The following is a 15,838-nucleotide window of genomic DNA, read 5'->3' on the forward strand; positions in this document are numbered from 1 at the left end:
TTTAATTTACGCTAAATACGCTACTGCCACTGCCACTTAGAAATTTATCTCTAAACTCATTCATCTGTGGATAGAGGTTAAAACATGGCGCAAAAAGATCGTTTAGCTCCTCGTTTTTATAAATTTCAAGTAGCTTTTTGCTCTTTAAATTTTGCATCTTTTTTGCAGCATTAACGTCTATGTATTGTAAGAAATTGCTTCTAAATTCTTGATAAACCATCGGTGTGGAGCAAAAAACATTTGGTGTGAAAATATTTAAATTTGGCACTTCGTCATCAAATTCTTCTATGATCTCGCCTATGCCGCTTGCATTTGCTGCCTTGTAGCCACTTACGAAAAAAGCTACATCTGCGCCGATTTTAGACGCTATTTGCATCAAATTTTCGCGTTTTATATTTAAATTTAGCTCGTCATTTACCATAAGTAAAAAGGTGGCAGCGTTTGAACTACCTCCACCAAGACCAGCACCAATTGGAATATTTTTGTTGATGATGATTTTATGAGAGCTAAAAAACTCATCAAGCTCGTTTGAAAAGCCGGCTTTTTTTAGCTCATCTACCGCTTTTTGGATGATGTTATCTTTTATATCGTGGTTATTGCATTCTATGGCAAAAGAATCTGACTTTTCAAAATAAATTTCGTCAAAAAGCTGCTCACAGAGGATAAAGCGCGATAAAATTTCGTGGTAGCTGCCTCTAGTGCCAACTATCTTTAAAAATATATTTATCTTTGCAAAGCTTTTCATTTCTCAATTTTTTTAGCTAGCTCATGAATATCGGCTTCACTTGCAGTTTTTGTGGCATGGATATTTTCGTTTTTGATATCGTTTGCTAGTTCGCTTCTTAGTATCATTGTATTTCGTGGCGCTTCGATACCGAGTTTAACAGTATTTTTTGAAATATTTACTATGACAACTTTTATGTCATTTCCTATTAAAATTTCTTCATTTTCTTTTCTTGCGAGGATTAACATTTTTCAACCTTATTTAGAGTGTAATTTATAGTATCATCCGTGATTTGGATTACGCTCATAAATTTATCATAATTTAGCAAATAAATTCCTTGCTTTTGTGTTTCAAAATCGTTAATTTTTAATTTCTTACCATCAAGAATATCATTTATTTCCCCAAAGTATGTATTCTTCTGAATGTTTAAAAAATCGCAAATATTCAAAAATTTTTCATTTTCGTAGCAAAATTTGCCTTCACTTATCCTTTTTAATGAGCTTAAAGTTACATTATAACCAAACTTTTTTCCAAAAATTTCTGCATAAGAGCGGATGTAACTACCCTCACTTACACTTAAACGAAGTGTCAAAAAAGGGTGTGAATAATTCAAAATTTCACTCTCATAAATTTCCATTATCTCTGGCTTTAGCTCAAATTCCTCGCCGCTTCTTGCTAACTTGTAGGCTCTTATGCCATTTACATGTTTGGCGCTAAATTTTGGCGGGACATAGCTTATCTTGCCTGTTAGCTCGCCTCTTATGGCTTCAAGTCTTTCTAAACTTAGCTCTTTTACATTTGAAATTTCAGTGATATTTTCATTATCCATGCTAGGACTGCTCGCCCCAAGCCATATAGTAGCCTCATAGACTTTTGGACTTTTATCTAAAAATCTAAAAAATTTTGTATACGAGCCAAAAGCGACTATTAGACAACCGCTTGCAAATGGATCAAGTGTGCCAGAAAATCCAGCTTTTTTAACACCATATTTTCTTTTAAGCTTTCCTAAAAAGTGATTTGAGCTCATGCCGGCAGGCTTGTTTGCCACAAAAATGGCGTTCATACAGCTTTTTCCACGAAGCTTGACATGATCTCTCTTACGTTACCACCAAAATTTATAGTTAGTTTAAACTCTTTTTTGATCTTACTGACCGCGCTCACCCTGCCTATACCAAAAATTTTATGCTTAACAAGGTCGCCTTTTTTAAATTCATTGCTCTGTTCGATAACTAGCGAGCCATGCGTGATACCGCTCTCGCTTAGAAATCTACTTTTATTTAGTCTTGTTCGCTGACCCTTATAAAAGCGCGAGTTTGCAAAGCTTAGACTAAGTGTTTTTTTGGCCCTTGTGATCGCCACGTATGCAAGCCTGCGTTCTTCTTCGATATCGCTGCCGTCGCCAATGAGTGGAAAAAATCCCTCTTCAAGGCCGATCACAAAAAGGTGCTCAAACTCAAGACCCTTGCTCGCATGCACGCTCATAATGCTAATAGCCTCGTCGCTAATGCCGTCTTGCTCGCTTGTTAGCGTGATTTCGTTTAAAAACTCCTCCAGATCAAAGCTAGGATTTTGCTTAATCTGATCTTTTAAAACAGCGTAAAACTCGTCGATGTTCGCCGCTCTTTCAGCGCCATCTGGCAAGCTCTCATAGTACTTTTTCACGCCAAATTTAGCTTCAAATTTATCTATGAGGTCAAAAACCGAGCTACTTTCTTGAAGCTCTTTTAGGTTGTTTGCAAACTCAACAAGAGCTGATTTTACCTTTTTGCTAAAGGCTTCGTCGTTATCAGAGATGTTTGAGATCGCCTCAAAGATGGAAATTTTGCTATCAAATGCCATTTTTTCAAGCTTATCAAGGCTTACTTTACCAAGGCCGCGTTTTGGGCGGTTGATGATGCGCCTTATTGAAAAGTCATCATTTGGATTGTTTATCAGCCTTAGGTAGCTTATGATATCTTTGATCTCGGCTCTTTCATAAAATTTAACGCCACCGACCATTTTATAGGCGATCTGCTCTTTGTTTAGTCCATCTTCAAGCGAGCGAGAAAGTGCGTTTATGCGGTATAAGATCGCGATATCTTTTGCTTGCACGCCTTTGCTTAAAAGCTCTTTTATGCATTTTGCTATCTTACCAGCCTCGACGCTCTCATCAAAGCTCTCTATCAAATTTACAGCCTCGCCTTCGCCTTTTGTGCCCACAAGCTTCTTGCCAAGGCGGTTGCGGTTGTGGTCTATTAGCTCGTTTGCTGCTTTGAGTATTGCATTGCTTGAGCGGTAGTTTTTCTCAAGTCTAATGATCTTTACATCTTTAAATTGATCTTTAAAATTTAAGATATTATCTATTTTTGCACCGCGCCAGCCGTAGATACTTTGGTCATCGTCGCCCACGACACAGATATTTTCGTGGCACAAGCAGAGCTTTTTTAGGAGTTTGTACTGAAGGTCGTTTGTATCTTGATACTCATCGACCATTATGTATTTGTAGCGATTTGAAATTTCTCTCGCAAGATCTTCGTTTTCATCTAAAATTTTATATGTAAGGCCTAGTAGATCGTCAAAATCAACAAGATTATTTGTTTTGAGATAATCTTCATATTTTTCATAAATTTGAGCTGCTTGCTTGTAAAAATTATCTTTGTTTTTATCAAATGATGAAAAATTTGCGTTTTTATAGACCTCTTCAACGCTTAAAAGTGAGTTTTTGTAGTTTGAAATTTCACTTGAAAGTATCGCTGTTGCAACCGGACTTTCAAAGCTTTTGATGATGCGTTTTTTGTCGTCTGTGTCTATAATTACGAAATTATTTTTTCTGCCAAGCTTTTCAATATATAGCTTTAAAAACAAAAGCCCAAATTTATGAAATGTACAAAGTAGTGGCGAGTAGTTTTTGCCACTTTGGCTGAGCATTGCCATGGCTCTACTTCGCATCTCGTTGGCGGCTTTGTTTGTAAAAGTAAGAGTTAGTGTATTTGCTGCGTCTATACCGACCTCGCCGATGAGGTAGGCGAGTCTAGTAGTGATCGTCTTTGTCTTACCGCTTCCAGCTCCTGCAAGTATGAGCATCGGACCATCTATATGAGTGGCTGCTTCGCATTGGGCTTCGTTTAAATTTGATAGTAGTTTTTCCATTTTTTACTTTTTAAATTTTCTTTTGATTTTAGCCAAAAATGCTTAAAACTACTATTTTTTCTTAAATATATCTTTATTTTTTGGGTTTTGTAAAAAAACAGAAGCCGATTTTTTTGTGCGGTCCGCTTGCTTCTCTTTTGGCTTATGAATAGAAAAATTTACAAGGATCGGGCTATTTTCAACCAAAATTTGAACCACTGCACCGAGTGGAAAGGAGACCACTGAGGCAAAATTTTCACTACCAAAGCCAGCCTCAAAACTAAGCTCATCTTGCGTTAACTTTGCACTCTCAAGCGTATAGCCACCAAGTGAAAACATAATGACAGGCATGCTAAAGCTTCTACTTATCTCATCTGGCAAGCTTGGCTCAAAGCTAACTAGCGGCAAATTTGCCATAACTGAGAAATTTACCCCTTTTTCAAGCAAAAAATCAATGCACTCATAAACGTGCATTTTCATCAAAAGCGCAAATTTCTCATCATCTAAAATTTCATCTAACATCTTATTCCTTTTGAAATTTCTAAAAACTCATCTACTAACTTTTTAACTTCATTTATGCCTATCTGCCAGAAATTTTTATCATCTATGTCAAAGCCGAATTTGCCTACAAGCTCCCTTGGGCTAAGACTGCCGCCAAGACTCAAAAACTCGGTGTAAATTTCGACAAAATTTTTGCATTTGCCGCTTTTGTAAAGTCCAAAAAGTGCAAGTACTAGAAGCTGCGCGTAAGAGTAGGCGTAGCAGTAAAACGGCGTGTGGATGAAGTGCGGGATGTAGCTCCACCAAATTTTATAGTAGTCATTTAGCGTGACGCTTTTACCAAACATCTTTTTACTTTCTCTTAGCCAAATTCTATTTAGCTCATCTAAACTGATCTCGCCCTCATGTGCGTGCACAGCTCGCTCAAATGTGGTGAAATTTATCTGGCGGTAAAGTGTGGCAAATATATCCTCGATCTTGCCAGCAAGCAGTGAAATTTTATCTTTTTTGCTAAGACCATCTTTTATGTGGTCAAAAACTAACATCTCACAAAAGACTGAAGCCGTCTCAGCCGTGGTTAGCGGAGTGTCTGAGTTTAGGTAGCTTACGTTATATGAGAGCTTTTGATGCACGGCATGGCCAAGCTCGTGAGCAAGCGTAAAAAGGTCTCTTCGTTGATTTGTGTGATTTAGCAAAACATAAGGATGCGTGTCGCTTGATCCAGAGTGAGAAAATGCCCCGCCTCGCTTGTTTGGCGCTGGATAAACGTCGATCCAGCCGTCAATAAAGGCACTTTTAGCGATTTCACCAAACTTGCTTGAGAAATTTGAAAATGCTTTTAAAACTATCTTTTTACACTCATCAAATTTATACTCACCCTCACTGCTAAGAGGCGCATATCTATCGTAATCATAAAGCCTTTTAAGGCCTAAAATTTCTCTTTTGCGCTCGTAAAATTTAGCAACCAGGTCAAAATTTTTCTCAGTTACAGCAATGAGCGAGTCAACGCTTTTTTTGGTGATTTGATTTTCAAGGTGTCTTGGCTCTTCTGGTAACTTAAAATTTCGCAGCTCGCAGCTAGTTTTTAGATCAGTTTTTATCATATTATATATATAGCCTAGCAGGTGCTGGTGCTTACTAAGCTCATTTGAAAGGCTTTTGGCAGCTAGTTTTCGCATGCTCTGATCATTATCATGAAGCTTAGCTAAAATTTCCTCTTCGCTTAAAAGCTCGCCTTTAAATTTAAACCTCATCTTGCTCATGCTCTCATCAAAAAGCCTCGAAAACCCATCAGCTCCGGTACTAGCTGTGCGTAGCAAGACCTTTTCTTCAGCTATGCTTAGCTGGTGCGGTTTTGCTTTGGCAAGATTGCTTAGATAGTAGCCATATTTTTTGGAGCTTTTGATGATCTCTTCTTGTTTTTCAGGGCTAAGCTCATTAAATTTGATCTCAAAAAATATCAAATTTTCATTTGCTTTTGTCGCTATCTCATCGATCTTTGCATAAAACGCTCCCTTGCTTGTATCTTTAGCAAAATTTAAAAAAGCGTAAGTCATTACTTTTGAAATTTTAGCGATTAAATTTTCATATTCGCCAAATGCCTTTAAAAACTCGTCTGTTTTTAAATTTTCATAATTTTCTAGGTATTTATCTTTAAATTTCTCGCACTCTTTTTGTAAATTTAGTGCGTTTTGCTCGCACTCTTTTTCGTTTGCAAAAAGTGCCTTTAGATCCCAAATTTGCATATTTATCCTTTAAATTTTTGGGACATTTTACAAAAAAATGGATAAAAGTAAAATTTCAGCCAAAATTTAGCTGAAATTTTATGAAGATTAGTTTGAAGTCTCTGAAGCTACGGCTGTAAAAAGCACGTCTGATGAGCTATTTAGCGCAGTTTCAACTGAGTCTTGGATGACGCCAATCGTAAAGCCAACTGTTACAAACTGCATAGCGATATCATTACTGATACCAAAAAGACCGCACGCTAATGGCACTAGAAGAAGTGAGCCGCCAGCCACACCAGATGCGCCGCACGCACCAAGAGCTGAGATGAAGCAAAGAAGTAGCGCATCGCCAAATGTAACTGTGATAGATGGGATAGAATTTACCGCAGTAAGCGCTAGGATGCTGATGGTAACTGCTGCACCGCCCATGTTTATGGTAGCTCCAAGTGGGATCGAGATCGAGTAAAGCTCCTCTTTTAAACCAAGCTTTTTGCAAAGTGCCATATTTACAGGGATATTTGCGGCTGAGCTTCTTGTAAAAAATGCCGAAATAGCACTCTCTTTTAAACAGATCATTACAAGTGGATAAGGATTTTTTCTAGTTAATACAAAAACCATGGCTGGATAGATGATAAATGCGACAACAAGCATTGCTCCAACAAGAACTAAAATCAGTTTTAGATATCCTGCAAGTACTTCAAATCCAGTTTCATGAATGCTAATAGCTACCATGCCAAAAATACCAAATGGAGCTAGTCTAATGATAAATTTAACAATATGAGTTACACCATCGCTTATGTCTTTAAATACTTTTTTGGTCTCAGCTGTGGAATTTCTAAGTGCTATACCGCTACCAACTGCCCAGGTGATGATGCCTATATAGTTACCATTTGCAAGGGCGTTTATCGGATTTTCGACCATTTTATAAATGAGATCTTTTAAAACATTGGTAATCCCTTGAGGTGCTGACATATCAGCACTTGCAAGACCTTTTAAAGAAAGCTCCACTGGAAATAAGAAACTAGCAACAACTGCAACAACGGCTGCTAAAAATGTACCAATTAGATAGAGTGTAATGATCTTTTGCATACCTTTTGTATGACCAAAATCTCTTAAAATGATAGATGTTGCTACTAAAACAAAGACAAGAATAGGTGCGATCGCTTTTAGAGCACCTTTAAACAAATCTCCTAAAACCGAAGCTGAAGTTGCAATAGAATCGGCTGAACTAGCTTTTTCTTTGGCTTCGTTTAGCTGCTTGGCTTCATCTTGACTAAGGCGAGTTTTTATAACTTCATCTACACTCAAACCACTCTCGTTTTGAATAGTTTGAATTTTAGCTGAGATCTTGCTATAAGGAGTAGCTTCGTAGTGTGTGTAAAAGCCAACTAGGGCACCTAGAATGATACCAACTAAAATTTGAACGATCAAATTTCCGTCAGCGTATCTTCTTGCAATGTTTTTAAACATATTCATTTGACACCTTAATAAATTAGTTTTTGTCGATTTTAGCTAAACAATTTTTAAATATAAAGAATTTGATAAAGATTAATTAGCCTTTTAAATAGATTTGTTACAATTGCACAAAATTTAGTCAAGAAAAAAGGATGAAAATGTATCTATTTACCTCTGAAGTTGTAAGTCCAGGTCATCCAGATAAATGTGCTGATATAATCGCTGATAGCATAGTGGATACTATTTTAACACAAGATCCAAATGGGCGTGTTGCAAGTGAAGTCTTTGTGGCTGGAAAAAACATAGTAATAGGTGGAGAGATAAACTCAAAGGTGAAACTCTCTTATAAAGACTACGAAAAGATCGTAAAAGATGCTCTTGCGCACATTGGGTATGATGGTAAGAGCAACTTTACAAAAGAGCAGTGTTTGCACCCAGACGATATCGAGGTCAAAGTTTGTTTAAATCAACAAAGCCCAGATATAAATCAAGGCGTCGATCAAAGTGACGGTGAGATCGGAGCAGGTGATCAAGGCATCATGTTTGGTTTTGCAAGCTGCGAAGCGAAAGAATTTATGCCAGCAGCTATAACTTACGCAAGAATGCTTTGTGAAAAAGTCTATAAATTTGCCAAAGCAAACCCTGATAAACTTGGCGTTGATATAAAAACACAAGTTACGATTGATTATGGCAGCAAAGATAACTTTGAAAACTGCAAACCTCAAAGCATCCACACTATCGTCGTCTCTGTGCCTTGCGTGGAGAGCATGAAGATAGAAGAGCTTCGCGCACTAATACAAAATTTAATAGATGAAACTGGCCTTCCAAAAGAGCTATATAATAAAGAAAAAACGATCATCTATATAAACCCAACAGGCAGATATGTAAATCACAGCTCACTTCACGATAGCGGCCTAACAGGCAGAAAACTAATCGTCGATAGCTTTGGCGGATATAGCCCGATAGGTGGCGGTGCTCAGTCAAGCAAGGACTACACGAAGGTTGATCGCAGCGGACTTTACGCAGCGCGCTGGATAGCCAAAAATATCGTCGCAGCTGGTCTTGCTAAAAAATGTATCGTTCAGATAAGCTACGCTATTGGCGTTGCAAAGCCAACCTCGGTTAGCGTTGATACGATGGGAACTCATGCAAATGGCGTAAATGACGATATGCTTTCAAATTTTGTAAGCGAGCATTTCGCACTAACTCCTCGCTGGATAACAAATAAATTTGGTCTTGATAAACCGAGCAAAGATACGTTTTTATACGCAAAAGTAGCTGCAAAAGGTCAAGTGGGAAATGCAAAATACCCTTGGGAAAAGCTTGATGCGGTCGATACTTTCAAGGCTTTACTAAAAAAATAATCAAAAAAGTGGCTTTATTTTAAAAGCCACTTTAAATTTCTTTTAGAACTCATTCCAAAACACTTTTTTTGGCTTTATTATCTCACTTTTTGAGCCATTTACGCTGTGATAGACTGCTTTATTGTATTTTGTGGCAAGGTGCTTTATAAGCAACTTTTGAAGCACAGGCTCACTGCTTGGCACAAACCAGCCATTATTTGTGATAGCTACAACCACATCAAATTCGCCCTTGTAAAGCTCTTCTCTTGTCGCCTCGTAGCAGATAGCATTTCTGATTTTAACTCCGTCTATCTCATAGTCACTAAAATTTTCAGCCTTTTTAAAGTCACTAGCTCCACCAAAAAATAGTTTATTTACTGCGTCTTGCATAAATTTTGGCAAAGGAATTTCTTCACCAAATGGCACTAAAAATTTTTTATCCATTCGTCTAAGAGTGCCATCTTGAAACAAAAATGCAGAGTTATAAATTTGCTTATTTTCATAGGCAAGTGCGCCAGCTACGATGGTTATCTTTTTTGAAAGCTCTTTTAGCTCATCAACAAGCAGAGGCTCATTTGTCATAAATAGTGGAAATGCGCTCTCTGGTAGTACGATAAGGCGTTTTTGCTCGGCTATAGCGTTATTTATTAAGTCTAAATTGTCATTTGTAAATTTCATGCGTAAGCTTTTATCCCAGCGCACCCTTTGAGCGATGTCAGTATTTATTAGCTCCACGTCAAATGGCAAAGTTTTTGCCTCGCTACTTTTAAACTGCAAAGCGGCGATTATGCAGATAAAAGCTAGGATAAATTTCAAAATTTTACCCTTTAGGCTTAAAAAAATAGCTGCTAAAAATATAAATATCAGCCCTCTTGTGCTTGGCTCAAAAGCCCCCAAAACAAGCGTTGCTTCAAGATTAAACCAGTTAAAGCCAAATGGATGAACGTAGCTTACTAAAAATAGCAAAACAGCCCTAAGCGATATAAAGCTTGGGAAAGAGGCCACCCAGAACATAAACCCATAAACAAGGGCTACAAAGAGAATGACAAAAGGTATAAGCCAGATCAGATCGTAGTAGATAAAACTAAAGCTGATCCAATAAAACCATAAAATTCCAGTGAAAAATCCAGCTGCAAAAAATCCAGCCCTGCTTAAATTTATGATGATGCCAATTCCAGTCAAAGTTAGAAACGGTGAGATGAAATTTAATAGCAAATTCTCGAAGAAACTTAAAAAAATAAAGTTGGAAAGCAAAAAAGCACCGACAAAGGCTTTTATTATAATTTTAGTGCTAAAATGCCCATTTAAAAATCTTACAAATAAGGAAATCCATGCAAAACGCTGATTTTTTAACATCATTACTACCTCTTGTTGTGCTTTTCGCCATATTTTACTTTTTGGTTATTAGACCTCAACAAAAACAACAAAAGGCCCATGCAGCAATGCTCGCTGCTCTTGATAAAGGTGATAAGATAATAACTAATGGCGGACTTATCTGCGAAGTGATTAAAGCCGAAAATGATTTTATCAAAGTTAAACTTAACGATGATGTAATCGTTCGCATAGCACGCGAGTTTGTAGCTAAAAAGATTGAAGATAAATAATGCGTAACGCAAGAGTCACGTATAGGCTAATTATCTTAATATTAGCCTTGATTTTTGGTTTTGGCTTTTCGGTGCCATCTTTTTTTCAGACTCAAAATGGGGCTAAAATTTCACTTGGCCTTGATCTTCAAGGCGGCCTTCATATGCTGCTTGGTGTTGAAACGAGCGAAGCTATTCACTCAAAAATAAAATCAATAGCCGGAAGTATAAATTATTATGCTAAAAAAGAAGATGTGTTAATTGATAAATTTAAGATTAAAGAAGAGAACATTGACTTTACTCTCCTTGATGGCGACGAGGCTCCAAAAGTAGATAAAGCACTAGCCGAGATAAAGGGGCTTAATATTAAAAAAGATGGTTTAAATTACAGCATATCTTTAACCGAGCAAGAAAGAACGGATACGATCGAATATGCGATCTCGCAAGCTGTTGAAACCATCAGAAACAGACTTGATCAGTTTGGTCTAGCTGAGCCAACTGTTGCCAGACAGGGCAAAGATAATATCCTAGTTGAGCTTCCTGGTATAAAAACTGAAGAGGATGAACAAAGAGCAAGAGATCTCATCGCAAAGGCTGCTCACTTGCAGCTTATGGCAGTTGATGATAAAAGACAAGATCAGGCTAATGCAATGAGCGAGGCTGAAGCTGAAAGCTACGGCGATGTGATCTTTAAAGATGCTAAAAATGACCGCGTGAAATACGTCGTTAAAAATATCCCAGTGCTTGACGGCTCGATGCTAACTGATGCAAAAGTCGCATTTTCTCAGCAAAATAACTTGCCTATTATAAATTTCACTCTTAACTCAGAAGGCGCTAGAATTTTTGGTGATTTTACTGGCGCAAATGTCGGCAAAAGGCTTGCTATTGTACTTGATGGCAAGGTTTATTCAGCTCCTGTTATAAATGAAAGAATAGGTGGCGGAAGTGGTCAGATCAGCGGCGGTTTTACTCTTGATGAGGCTCACGATGTAGCGATCGCACTTAGAAGTGGCGCACTTTTAGCACCTGTGAAGATGCTAGAAAAAAGAAGCGTTGGTCCATCTTTAGGCCAAGAGAGCATCAATCAAAGCATGGTTGCTCTTGCTGCTGGATCTATCTTGGTTGTGCTATTTATGCTAGTTTATTATGGAATTTCTGGAATTTTTGCAAATATCGCGCTAGTTGCGGATGTCGTTATATTAGTTGCTGTCATGGCACTTTTTGGAGCTACGCTTACCTTGCCAGGTATGGCTGGTATCGTGCTAACGATTGGTATGGCAGTTGATGCAAACGTCATCATAAACGAGCGTATACGTGAGCTTTTACGTGAAGGTGTTGCGATAAGGACAGCTGTCCAAAAGGGCTATGAGCACGCCATGAGTGCGATCATTGACTCAAACTTAACTACTATCATTACAGTTGCTGTGCTTTATGCTTATGGTACTGGCCCAGTTAAAGGCTTTGCTGTGACAATGGCCATAGGTATCATGGCTTCGATGCTAACAGCCATTTTAGGCACACATGGCATGTTTGATGCAGTCATGGACAAGATAGAAAAAAGCGGAAATACCAGACTTTGGTTTGGTTATAAAAGGAGCTAGGGATGCAAATTTTTACTAAGGCAAAAGTTTATGATTTTATGCGGTTTAGATTTGCTTCACTAGCATTTTCTATATTTTTATTTGTTGGCTCTATTGTTTTACTTACTACAAAGGGGTTAAACTACGGCATTGATTTCTCTGGCGGTACGCTTATTCAGCTAAAATACGACACCAAAGCGCCACTTGATAAAATTCGTGATGCTTTTGGCACAAATGAAGTGTTAAAAAATGCTTCAGTTACTGAGTTTGGGAGTGACGATGAGGTGGTTATTAGATTTTCAGGTTCAAGCTCAAATTTAACTGGTGACATCGGCACTGAGATAAAACAATTTTTAAAAGATACTGGAAATTTTGAAGTAAGACGTGTTGATATCGTTGGTCCAAAGGTTGGTGACGAGCTTAGGCAAAAGGGTTTGATGGCTCTTGGAATTTCACTAATTGGCGTGCTTCTTTATATCACATTTAGATTTGAATGGCGTTTTGCGCTAGCTGCGATCGCAACTGAAATTCACGATATAGTTATAACTGTAGGTGCTATTTCGCTATTTAATATTGATGTAAATTTGGACACGCTAGCGGCTGTTTTAACGGTGCTTGGCTACTCTCTAAATGATACGATTATTATCTTTGATAGGATAAGAGAAGGTATCAAAGAGAGCAAGCGAACTGATATTGAAGGTGTTATAAACGAGTCAGTTTCTGCTACGCTTTCAAGAACTATCTTAACTTCAGCCACTACGATGATGACAGTTCTTGTGTTATTTTTATTTGGTGGAGATATGATACATGGATTTTCATTTATTCTTATCGTTGGTATTGTCATAGGAACGATCAGCTCGATCTACATCTCTTCGCCATTTCTTATCTGGTTTAAATTTAGCATCGAGCATTTTAGAAGCAGAGAGGCTGAAAAACAAAAGATAAAAAAAGAGCGCGAAAAAGAGCGTGCTATGTTTGAGAAAGGCGTTGTGTAAGGAGGGATAATGAACTGGGGAAAAGTTATCTACATATTTTTTGCGCTGATGAGTCTTACGACTACGGCAGAATTTTTATATGATAAAAATGAGATTGCGCTCTTTGTGGCGGCTAGTATAAATTTGGTTTCAACGTTACTTAAGATCGGTGTTAAAAATTTACTCTCAGCTGAGCTTTTTGCAAGCTCGCTGGTTGCTGATTTGCACCTTATACCAGCTTTTGTTATTTTGCAAGTCTCTGAAAATATAACACTTAGCTATTCACTAGCTATCGGTGCAGTCATCGCAAATATATTTTCACTAGCCTTGGTTTTAATAGAATCAGGTAAAGCTCAAGAAGAATTTTAGGAGAAAAAATGGCTGAAAAGAGAAAATATGAGCCTTTAAAGATAGAAAAAAAATGGCAAGAAATTTGGGATAAAAATGAGGAATTTGAACCAAAAGACGATCTAAGTTTGCCAAAAAAATATATCCTAAGTATGTTTCCTTATCCAAGCGGACGCATACATATGGGGCATGTAAGAAACTACTCTATCGGTGATGCACTTGCTAGATCATATAGAAAAAGCGGATATAACGTGCTTCATCCTATTGGCTTTGATAGCTTTGGCATGCCAGCTGAAAACGCAGCCATAAAACATAAAATTCACCCTAAAATTTGGACCTACGAAAACATCGATTATATGAAAAAAGAGCTTGCAAGCCTTGGCTTTTCATTCTCTAAAAAGAGAATTTTAGCCACATCTGATCCACTTTACACAAAGTGGGAGCAAAGCTTTTTTATAAAGATGTTTGAAAAAGGACTTGTATATAGAAAAAGTGCCGTTGTAAACTGGTGCGAATACGATCAAACTGTGCTTGCAAACGAGCAAGTAGAGGACGGCAAATGCTGGAGATGCGGCAACGAGGTTGTACAAAAAGAGCTTCCAGGATATTACTTTAACATCACAAAATATGCTAGCGAGCTACTAGATGATCTAAAAACGCTTGAAGGTAAATGGCCAAATCAAGTCATCACAATGCAAGAAAACTGGATCGGTAGAAGCTACGGCTTGGAGTTTAAATTTAGCCTTGATGAGGCATCAAAAGAGACTTTGGGTGGTAAATTTGATGGCTTTGAAGTATTTACAACAAGGCCTGATACGATTTACGGCGTTAGCTACACAGCCCTTGCGCCAGAGCATCCTATCGTAAAAGCACTACTTGAAAATGCTAAATTTGATGAAAATAAAAAGGCAAAGATAAAAGCCATACTTAATCAAAGCCCAAGAGAGCGTCAAGTTAGTGAAAAGGATGGAGAGTTTTTAGGAATTTACGTCATTCATCCGCTCACAAATGAAAAGATTCCAGTTTGGGTGGCAAATTTCATCTTAGCTGACTACGGTAGCGGTGCTATCATGGCTGTACCTGCTCACGATCAAAGAGACTTTGAGTTTGCAACTAAATTTAATCTACCTATAAAACCAGTCGTAAAGCCACTTGAGGGCGAGAGCGACGGCTCTAAGGCATATTCAGAGTATGGAATTTCCATAAATTCTGAGCTGATAAACGGTCTTGCTTCAGAGGAAGCTAAAAGCTTTATAATAGAGAAATTTGAAAAAGATGGTTTAGGCAAAAGGATCACAAACTATAAGCTAAGAGACTGGGGAATTTCTCGCCAAAGATACTGGGGTGCGCCAATACCTGTCGTGCATTGCAAATGCTGCGGCGTAGTGCCAGAAAAAGAGGAAAATTTGCCTATTGCACTGCCTGAAGATGTTGAGATCACAGGCGAGGGCAACCCACTTGACAAACACCCAACTTGGAAATTTACAAAGTGCCCAAAATGTGGCAAAGACGCGATCAGAGAGACTGATACGATGGATACATTTGTGGAGAGTAGCTGGTATTTTGCTAGATTTGCAAGTGATGAGAAGACGTGGGAGCAAAAAGCGCTTGATGAAAAGAGCGTGAACTACTGGATGAACGTAGATCAGTATATCGGCGGCATCGAGCACGCGATATTGCACCTTTTATACGCTAGATTTTTCCAAAAGGTCTTAAGAGATCTTGGCTATCTAAGAGACGACGAGCCATTTGAAAATTTGCTAACTCAAGGCATGGTCTTAAAAGATGGCAAAAAGATGAGTAAAAGCAAGGGCAACGTCGTAGATCCTGACGATATTATTAATAAATATGGCGCCGATACGGCAAGGCTTTTTATACTTTTTGCTGCTCCTCCTCAAAAAGAGCTTGAGTGGAATGACAGTGCAGTTGAGGGTGCATTTAGATTTTTAAATAGACTTTGGGAAAAGGCACAAACTATCAAAAAGATGGATAAAATCCCAACTATAGACCATGAGAGTTTAAGCAAAGATGAGAAATTTGCAAGGCTAAAAATTTATGAAGCGCTTAAAAAATCAACCGAGGTTTTTGGCGATACATTTGCTTTTAACACGTTGATTGCAGCATGCATGGAGGCACTAAATGCGCTAAACGCACAAGATAATGAAGACGTAAATACTGAAGGCTTTTTCATCATCTTAAATTTACTAGAGCCTATCGTGCCGCACATTGCAAATGAGCTTAGTGAGGAGCTTTTTGGTAGAAAAAATTTCACAAAGATAGCTGTAAAAGAAGAGGTCTTTGTAAAAGATAGCATTGCTCTTGCAGTTACAGTAAATGGCAAAAAAAGAGCCGAGTTTGAAGTGGCAGCGAGCGAGAGCGAGGATGAAATTTTAAAACTAGCTAAGCAAAACGTAGCTAAATGGCTTGAAGGAAAAGAAATTTTAAAAGAGATTTATATAAAAGGCAAATTAGTAAATTTTGTCATTAAAGGATAAATT

Annotated in this window: 14 protein-coding genes; 6 read left to right on the plus strand and 8 right to left on the minus strand. The window is 37.9% G+C overall.

The window, feature by feature from the left end; translation table 11 throughout:
- Nucleotide 1: 1 nt before the first annotated feature.
- The 7 genes from CVT15_RS03425 to sstT form a co-directional block, all read right to left on the minus strand.
- Nucleotides 2-745: a 4-(cytidine 5'-diphospho)-2-C-methyl-D-erythritol kinase gene (locus CVT15_RS03425; protein ID WP_103576471.1), complete on the minus strand. Its 744-nt coding sequence runs from the start codon at nt 743-745 to the stop codon at nt 2-4.
- Nucleotides 742-972 (minus strand): carbon storage regulator CsrA, encoded by a 231-nt coding sequence (csrA, locus tag CVT15_RS03430; RefSeq protein ID WP_021090864.1) that lies wholly within the window; start codon nt 970-972, stop codon nt 742-744. Before csrA ends, CVT15_RS03425 begins: the two co-directional genes overlap by 4 nt.
- Complete coding sequence (truB, locus tag CVT15_RS03435; RefSeq protein WP_087585706.1) at nt 966-1,787, minus strand: tRNA pseudouridine(55) synthase TruB; 822 nt, start codon at nt 1,785-1,787, stop codon at nt 966-968. Before truB ends, csrA begins: the two co-directional genes overlap by 7 nt.
- Nucleotides 1,784-3,853 (minus strand): ATP-dependent helicase, encoded by a 2,070-nt coding sequence (locus CVT15_RS03440; protein WP_103576472.1) that lies wholly within the window; start codon nt 3,851-3,853, stop codon nt 1,784-1,786. Before CVT15_RS03440 ends, truB begins: the two co-directional genes overlap by 4 nt.
- 51 nt (nt 3,854-3,904) lie before the next feature.
- Nucleotides 3,905-4,354 (minus strand): hypothetical protein, encoded by a 450-nt coding sequence (locus CVT15_RS03445; RefSeq protein ID WP_103576473.1) that lies wholly within the window; start codon nt 4,352-4,354, stop codon nt 3,905-3,907.
- Complete coding sequence (locus CVT15_RS03450; RefSeq protein ID WP_103576474.1) at nt 4,348-6,078, minus strand: M3 family oligoendopeptidase; 1,731 nt, start codon at nt 6,076-6,078, stop codon at nt 4,348-4,350. Before CVT15_RS03450 ends, CVT15_RS03445 begins: the two co-directional genes overlap by 7 nt.
- Before the next feature lie 87 nt (nt 6,079-6,165).
- The gene (gene sstT, locus CVT15_RS03455) at nt 6,166-7,527 is read right to left on the minus strand and encodes a serine/threonine transporter SstT (protein WP_107898000.1); all 1,362 of its coding nucleotides are present in this window, start codon (nt 7,525-7,527) and stop codon (nt 6,166-6,168) included.
- Between the two features lie 143 nt (nt 7,528-7,670).
- On the opposite strand from sstT, the gene metK reads away from it, so the two are divergent.
- On the plus strand, nt 7,671-8,876 hold the full coding sequence (gene metK, locus CVT15_RS03460; protein ID WP_103576475.1) for a methionine adenosyltransferase: 1,206 nt from the start codon (nt 7,671-7,673) through the stop codon (nt 8,874-8,876).
- Between the two features lie 42 nt (nt 8,877-8,918).
- On the opposite strand, the gene CVT15_RS03465 is transcribed toward metK, so the two are convergent.
- Nucleotides 8,919-10,211 (minus strand): apolipoprotein N-acyltransferase, encoded by a 1,293-nt coding sequence (locus tag CVT15_RS03465; protein ID WP_180998509.1) that lies wholly within the window; start codon nt 10,209-10,211, stop codon nt 8,919-8,921.
- Here CVT15_RS03465 and yajC point away from each other — a divergent pair.
- The 5 genes from yajC to leuS are packed head-to-tail and all read left to right on the plus strand — an operon-like array spanning nt 10,187 to nt 15,835.
- On the plus strand, nt 10,187-10,459 hold the full coding sequence (gene yajC / locus CVT15_RS03470) for a preprotein translocase subunit YajC (protein ID WP_021090619.1): 273 nt from the start codon (nt 10,187-10,189) through the stop codon (nt 10,457-10,459). The two genes, CVT15_RS03465 and yajC, sit on opposite strands and share 25 nt — an antisense overlap.
- Nucleotides 10,459-12,039 carry a protein translocase subunit SecD gene (secD, locus tag CVT15_RS03475; RefSeq protein WP_087585712.1) on the plus strand — a complete coding sequence of 527 codons (1,581 nt, stop codon included), beginning with the start codon at nt 10,459-10,461 and terminating at the stop codon, nt 12,037-12,039. Before yajC ends, secD begins: the two co-directional genes overlap by 1 nt.
- 2 nt (nt 12,040-12,041) lie before the next feature.
- Nucleotides 12,042-13,013: a protein translocase subunit SecF gene (secF, locus tag CVT15_RS03480; protein ID WP_103576477.1), complete on the plus strand. Its 972-nt coding sequence runs from the start codon at nt 12,042-12,044 to the stop codon at nt 13,011-13,013.
- 9 nt (nt 13,014-13,022) lie between these two features.
- Entirely contained in the window at nt 13,023-13,361 is a 339-nt protein-coding gene (locus tag CVT15_RS03485) for a DUF6394 family protein (RefSeq protein ID WP_103576478.1), read from the plus strand.
- An 8-nt stretch (nt 13,362-13,369) separates the two neighbouring features.
- Nucleotides 13,370-15,835 carry a leucine--tRNA ligase gene (leuS, locus tag CVT15_RS03490; RefSeq protein ID WP_107897978.1) on the plus strand — a complete coding sequence of 822 codons (2,466 nt, stop codon included), beginning with the start codon at nt 13,370-13,372 and terminating at the stop codon, nt 15,833-15,835.
- Nucleotides 15,836-15,838: the final 3 nt, after the last annotated feature.

The organism is Campylobacter concisus (assembly GCF_003048595.2).
GTDB lineage: Bacteria > Campylobacterota > Campylobacteria > Campylobacterales > Campylobacteraceae > Campylobacter_A > Campylobacter_A concisus_L.

What these genes read in the sequence shown, in the direction of transcription:
- CVT15_RS03425 (WP_103576471.1), bottom strand. Translation starts at nt 745, where the DNA reads ATGAAAAGCTTTGCAAAGATAAATATATTTTTAAAGATAGTTGGCACT.
- csrA (WP_021090864.1), bottom strand. Translation starts at nt 972, where the DNA reads ATGTTAATCCTCGCAAGAAAAGAAAATGAAGAAATTTTAATAGGAAAT.
- truB (WP_087585706.1), bottom strand. Translation starts at nt 1,787, where the DNA reads ATGAACGCCATTTTTGTGGCAAACAAGCCTGCCGGCATGAGCTCAAAT.
- CVT15_RS03440 (WP_103576472.1), bottom strand. Translation starts at nt 3,853, where the DNA reads ATGGAAAAACTACTATCAAATTTAAACGAAGCCCAATGCGAAGCAGCC.
- CVT15_RS03445 (WP_103576473.1), bottom strand. Translation starts at nt 4,354, where the DNA reads ATGTTAGATGAAATTTTAGATGATGAGAAATTTGCGCTTTTGATGAAA.
- CVT15_RS03450 (WP_103576474.1), bottom strand. Translation starts at nt 6,078, where the DNA reads ATGCAAATTTGGGATCTAAAGGCACTTTTTGCAAACGAAAAAGAGTGC.
- sstT (WP_107898000.1), bottom strand. Translation starts at nt 7,527, where the DNA reads ATGTTTAAAAACATTGCAAGAAGATACGCTGACGGAAATTTGATCGTT.
- metK (WP_103576475.1), top strand. Translation starts at nt 7,671, where the DNA reads ATGTATCTATTTACCTCTGAAGTTGTAAGTCCAGGTCATCCAGATAAA.
- yajC (WP_021090619.1), top strand. Translation starts at nt 10,187, where the DNA reads ATGCAAAACGCTGATTTTTTAACATCATTACTACCTCTTGTTGTGCTT.
- CVT15_RS03465 (WP_180998509.1), bottom strand. Translation starts at nt 10,211, where the DNA reads ATGTTAAAAAATCAGCGTTTTGCATGGATTTCCTTATTTGTAAGATTT.
- secD (WP_087585712.1), top strand. Translation starts at nt 10,459, where the DNA reads ATGCGTAACGCAAGAGTCACGTATAGGCTAATTATCTTAATATTAGCC.
- secF (WP_103576477.1), top strand. Translation starts at nt 12,042, where the DNA reads ATGCAAATTTTTACTAAGGCAAAAGTTTATGATTTTATGCGGTTTAGA.
- CVT15_RS03485 (WP_103576478.1), top strand. Translation starts at nt 13,023, where the DNA reads ATGAACTGGGGAAAAGTTATCTACATATTTTTTGCGCTGATGAGTCTT.
- leuS (WP_107897978.1), top strand. Translation starts at nt 13,370, where the DNA reads ATGGCTGAAAAGAGAAAATATGAGCCTTTAAAGATAGAAAAAAAATGG.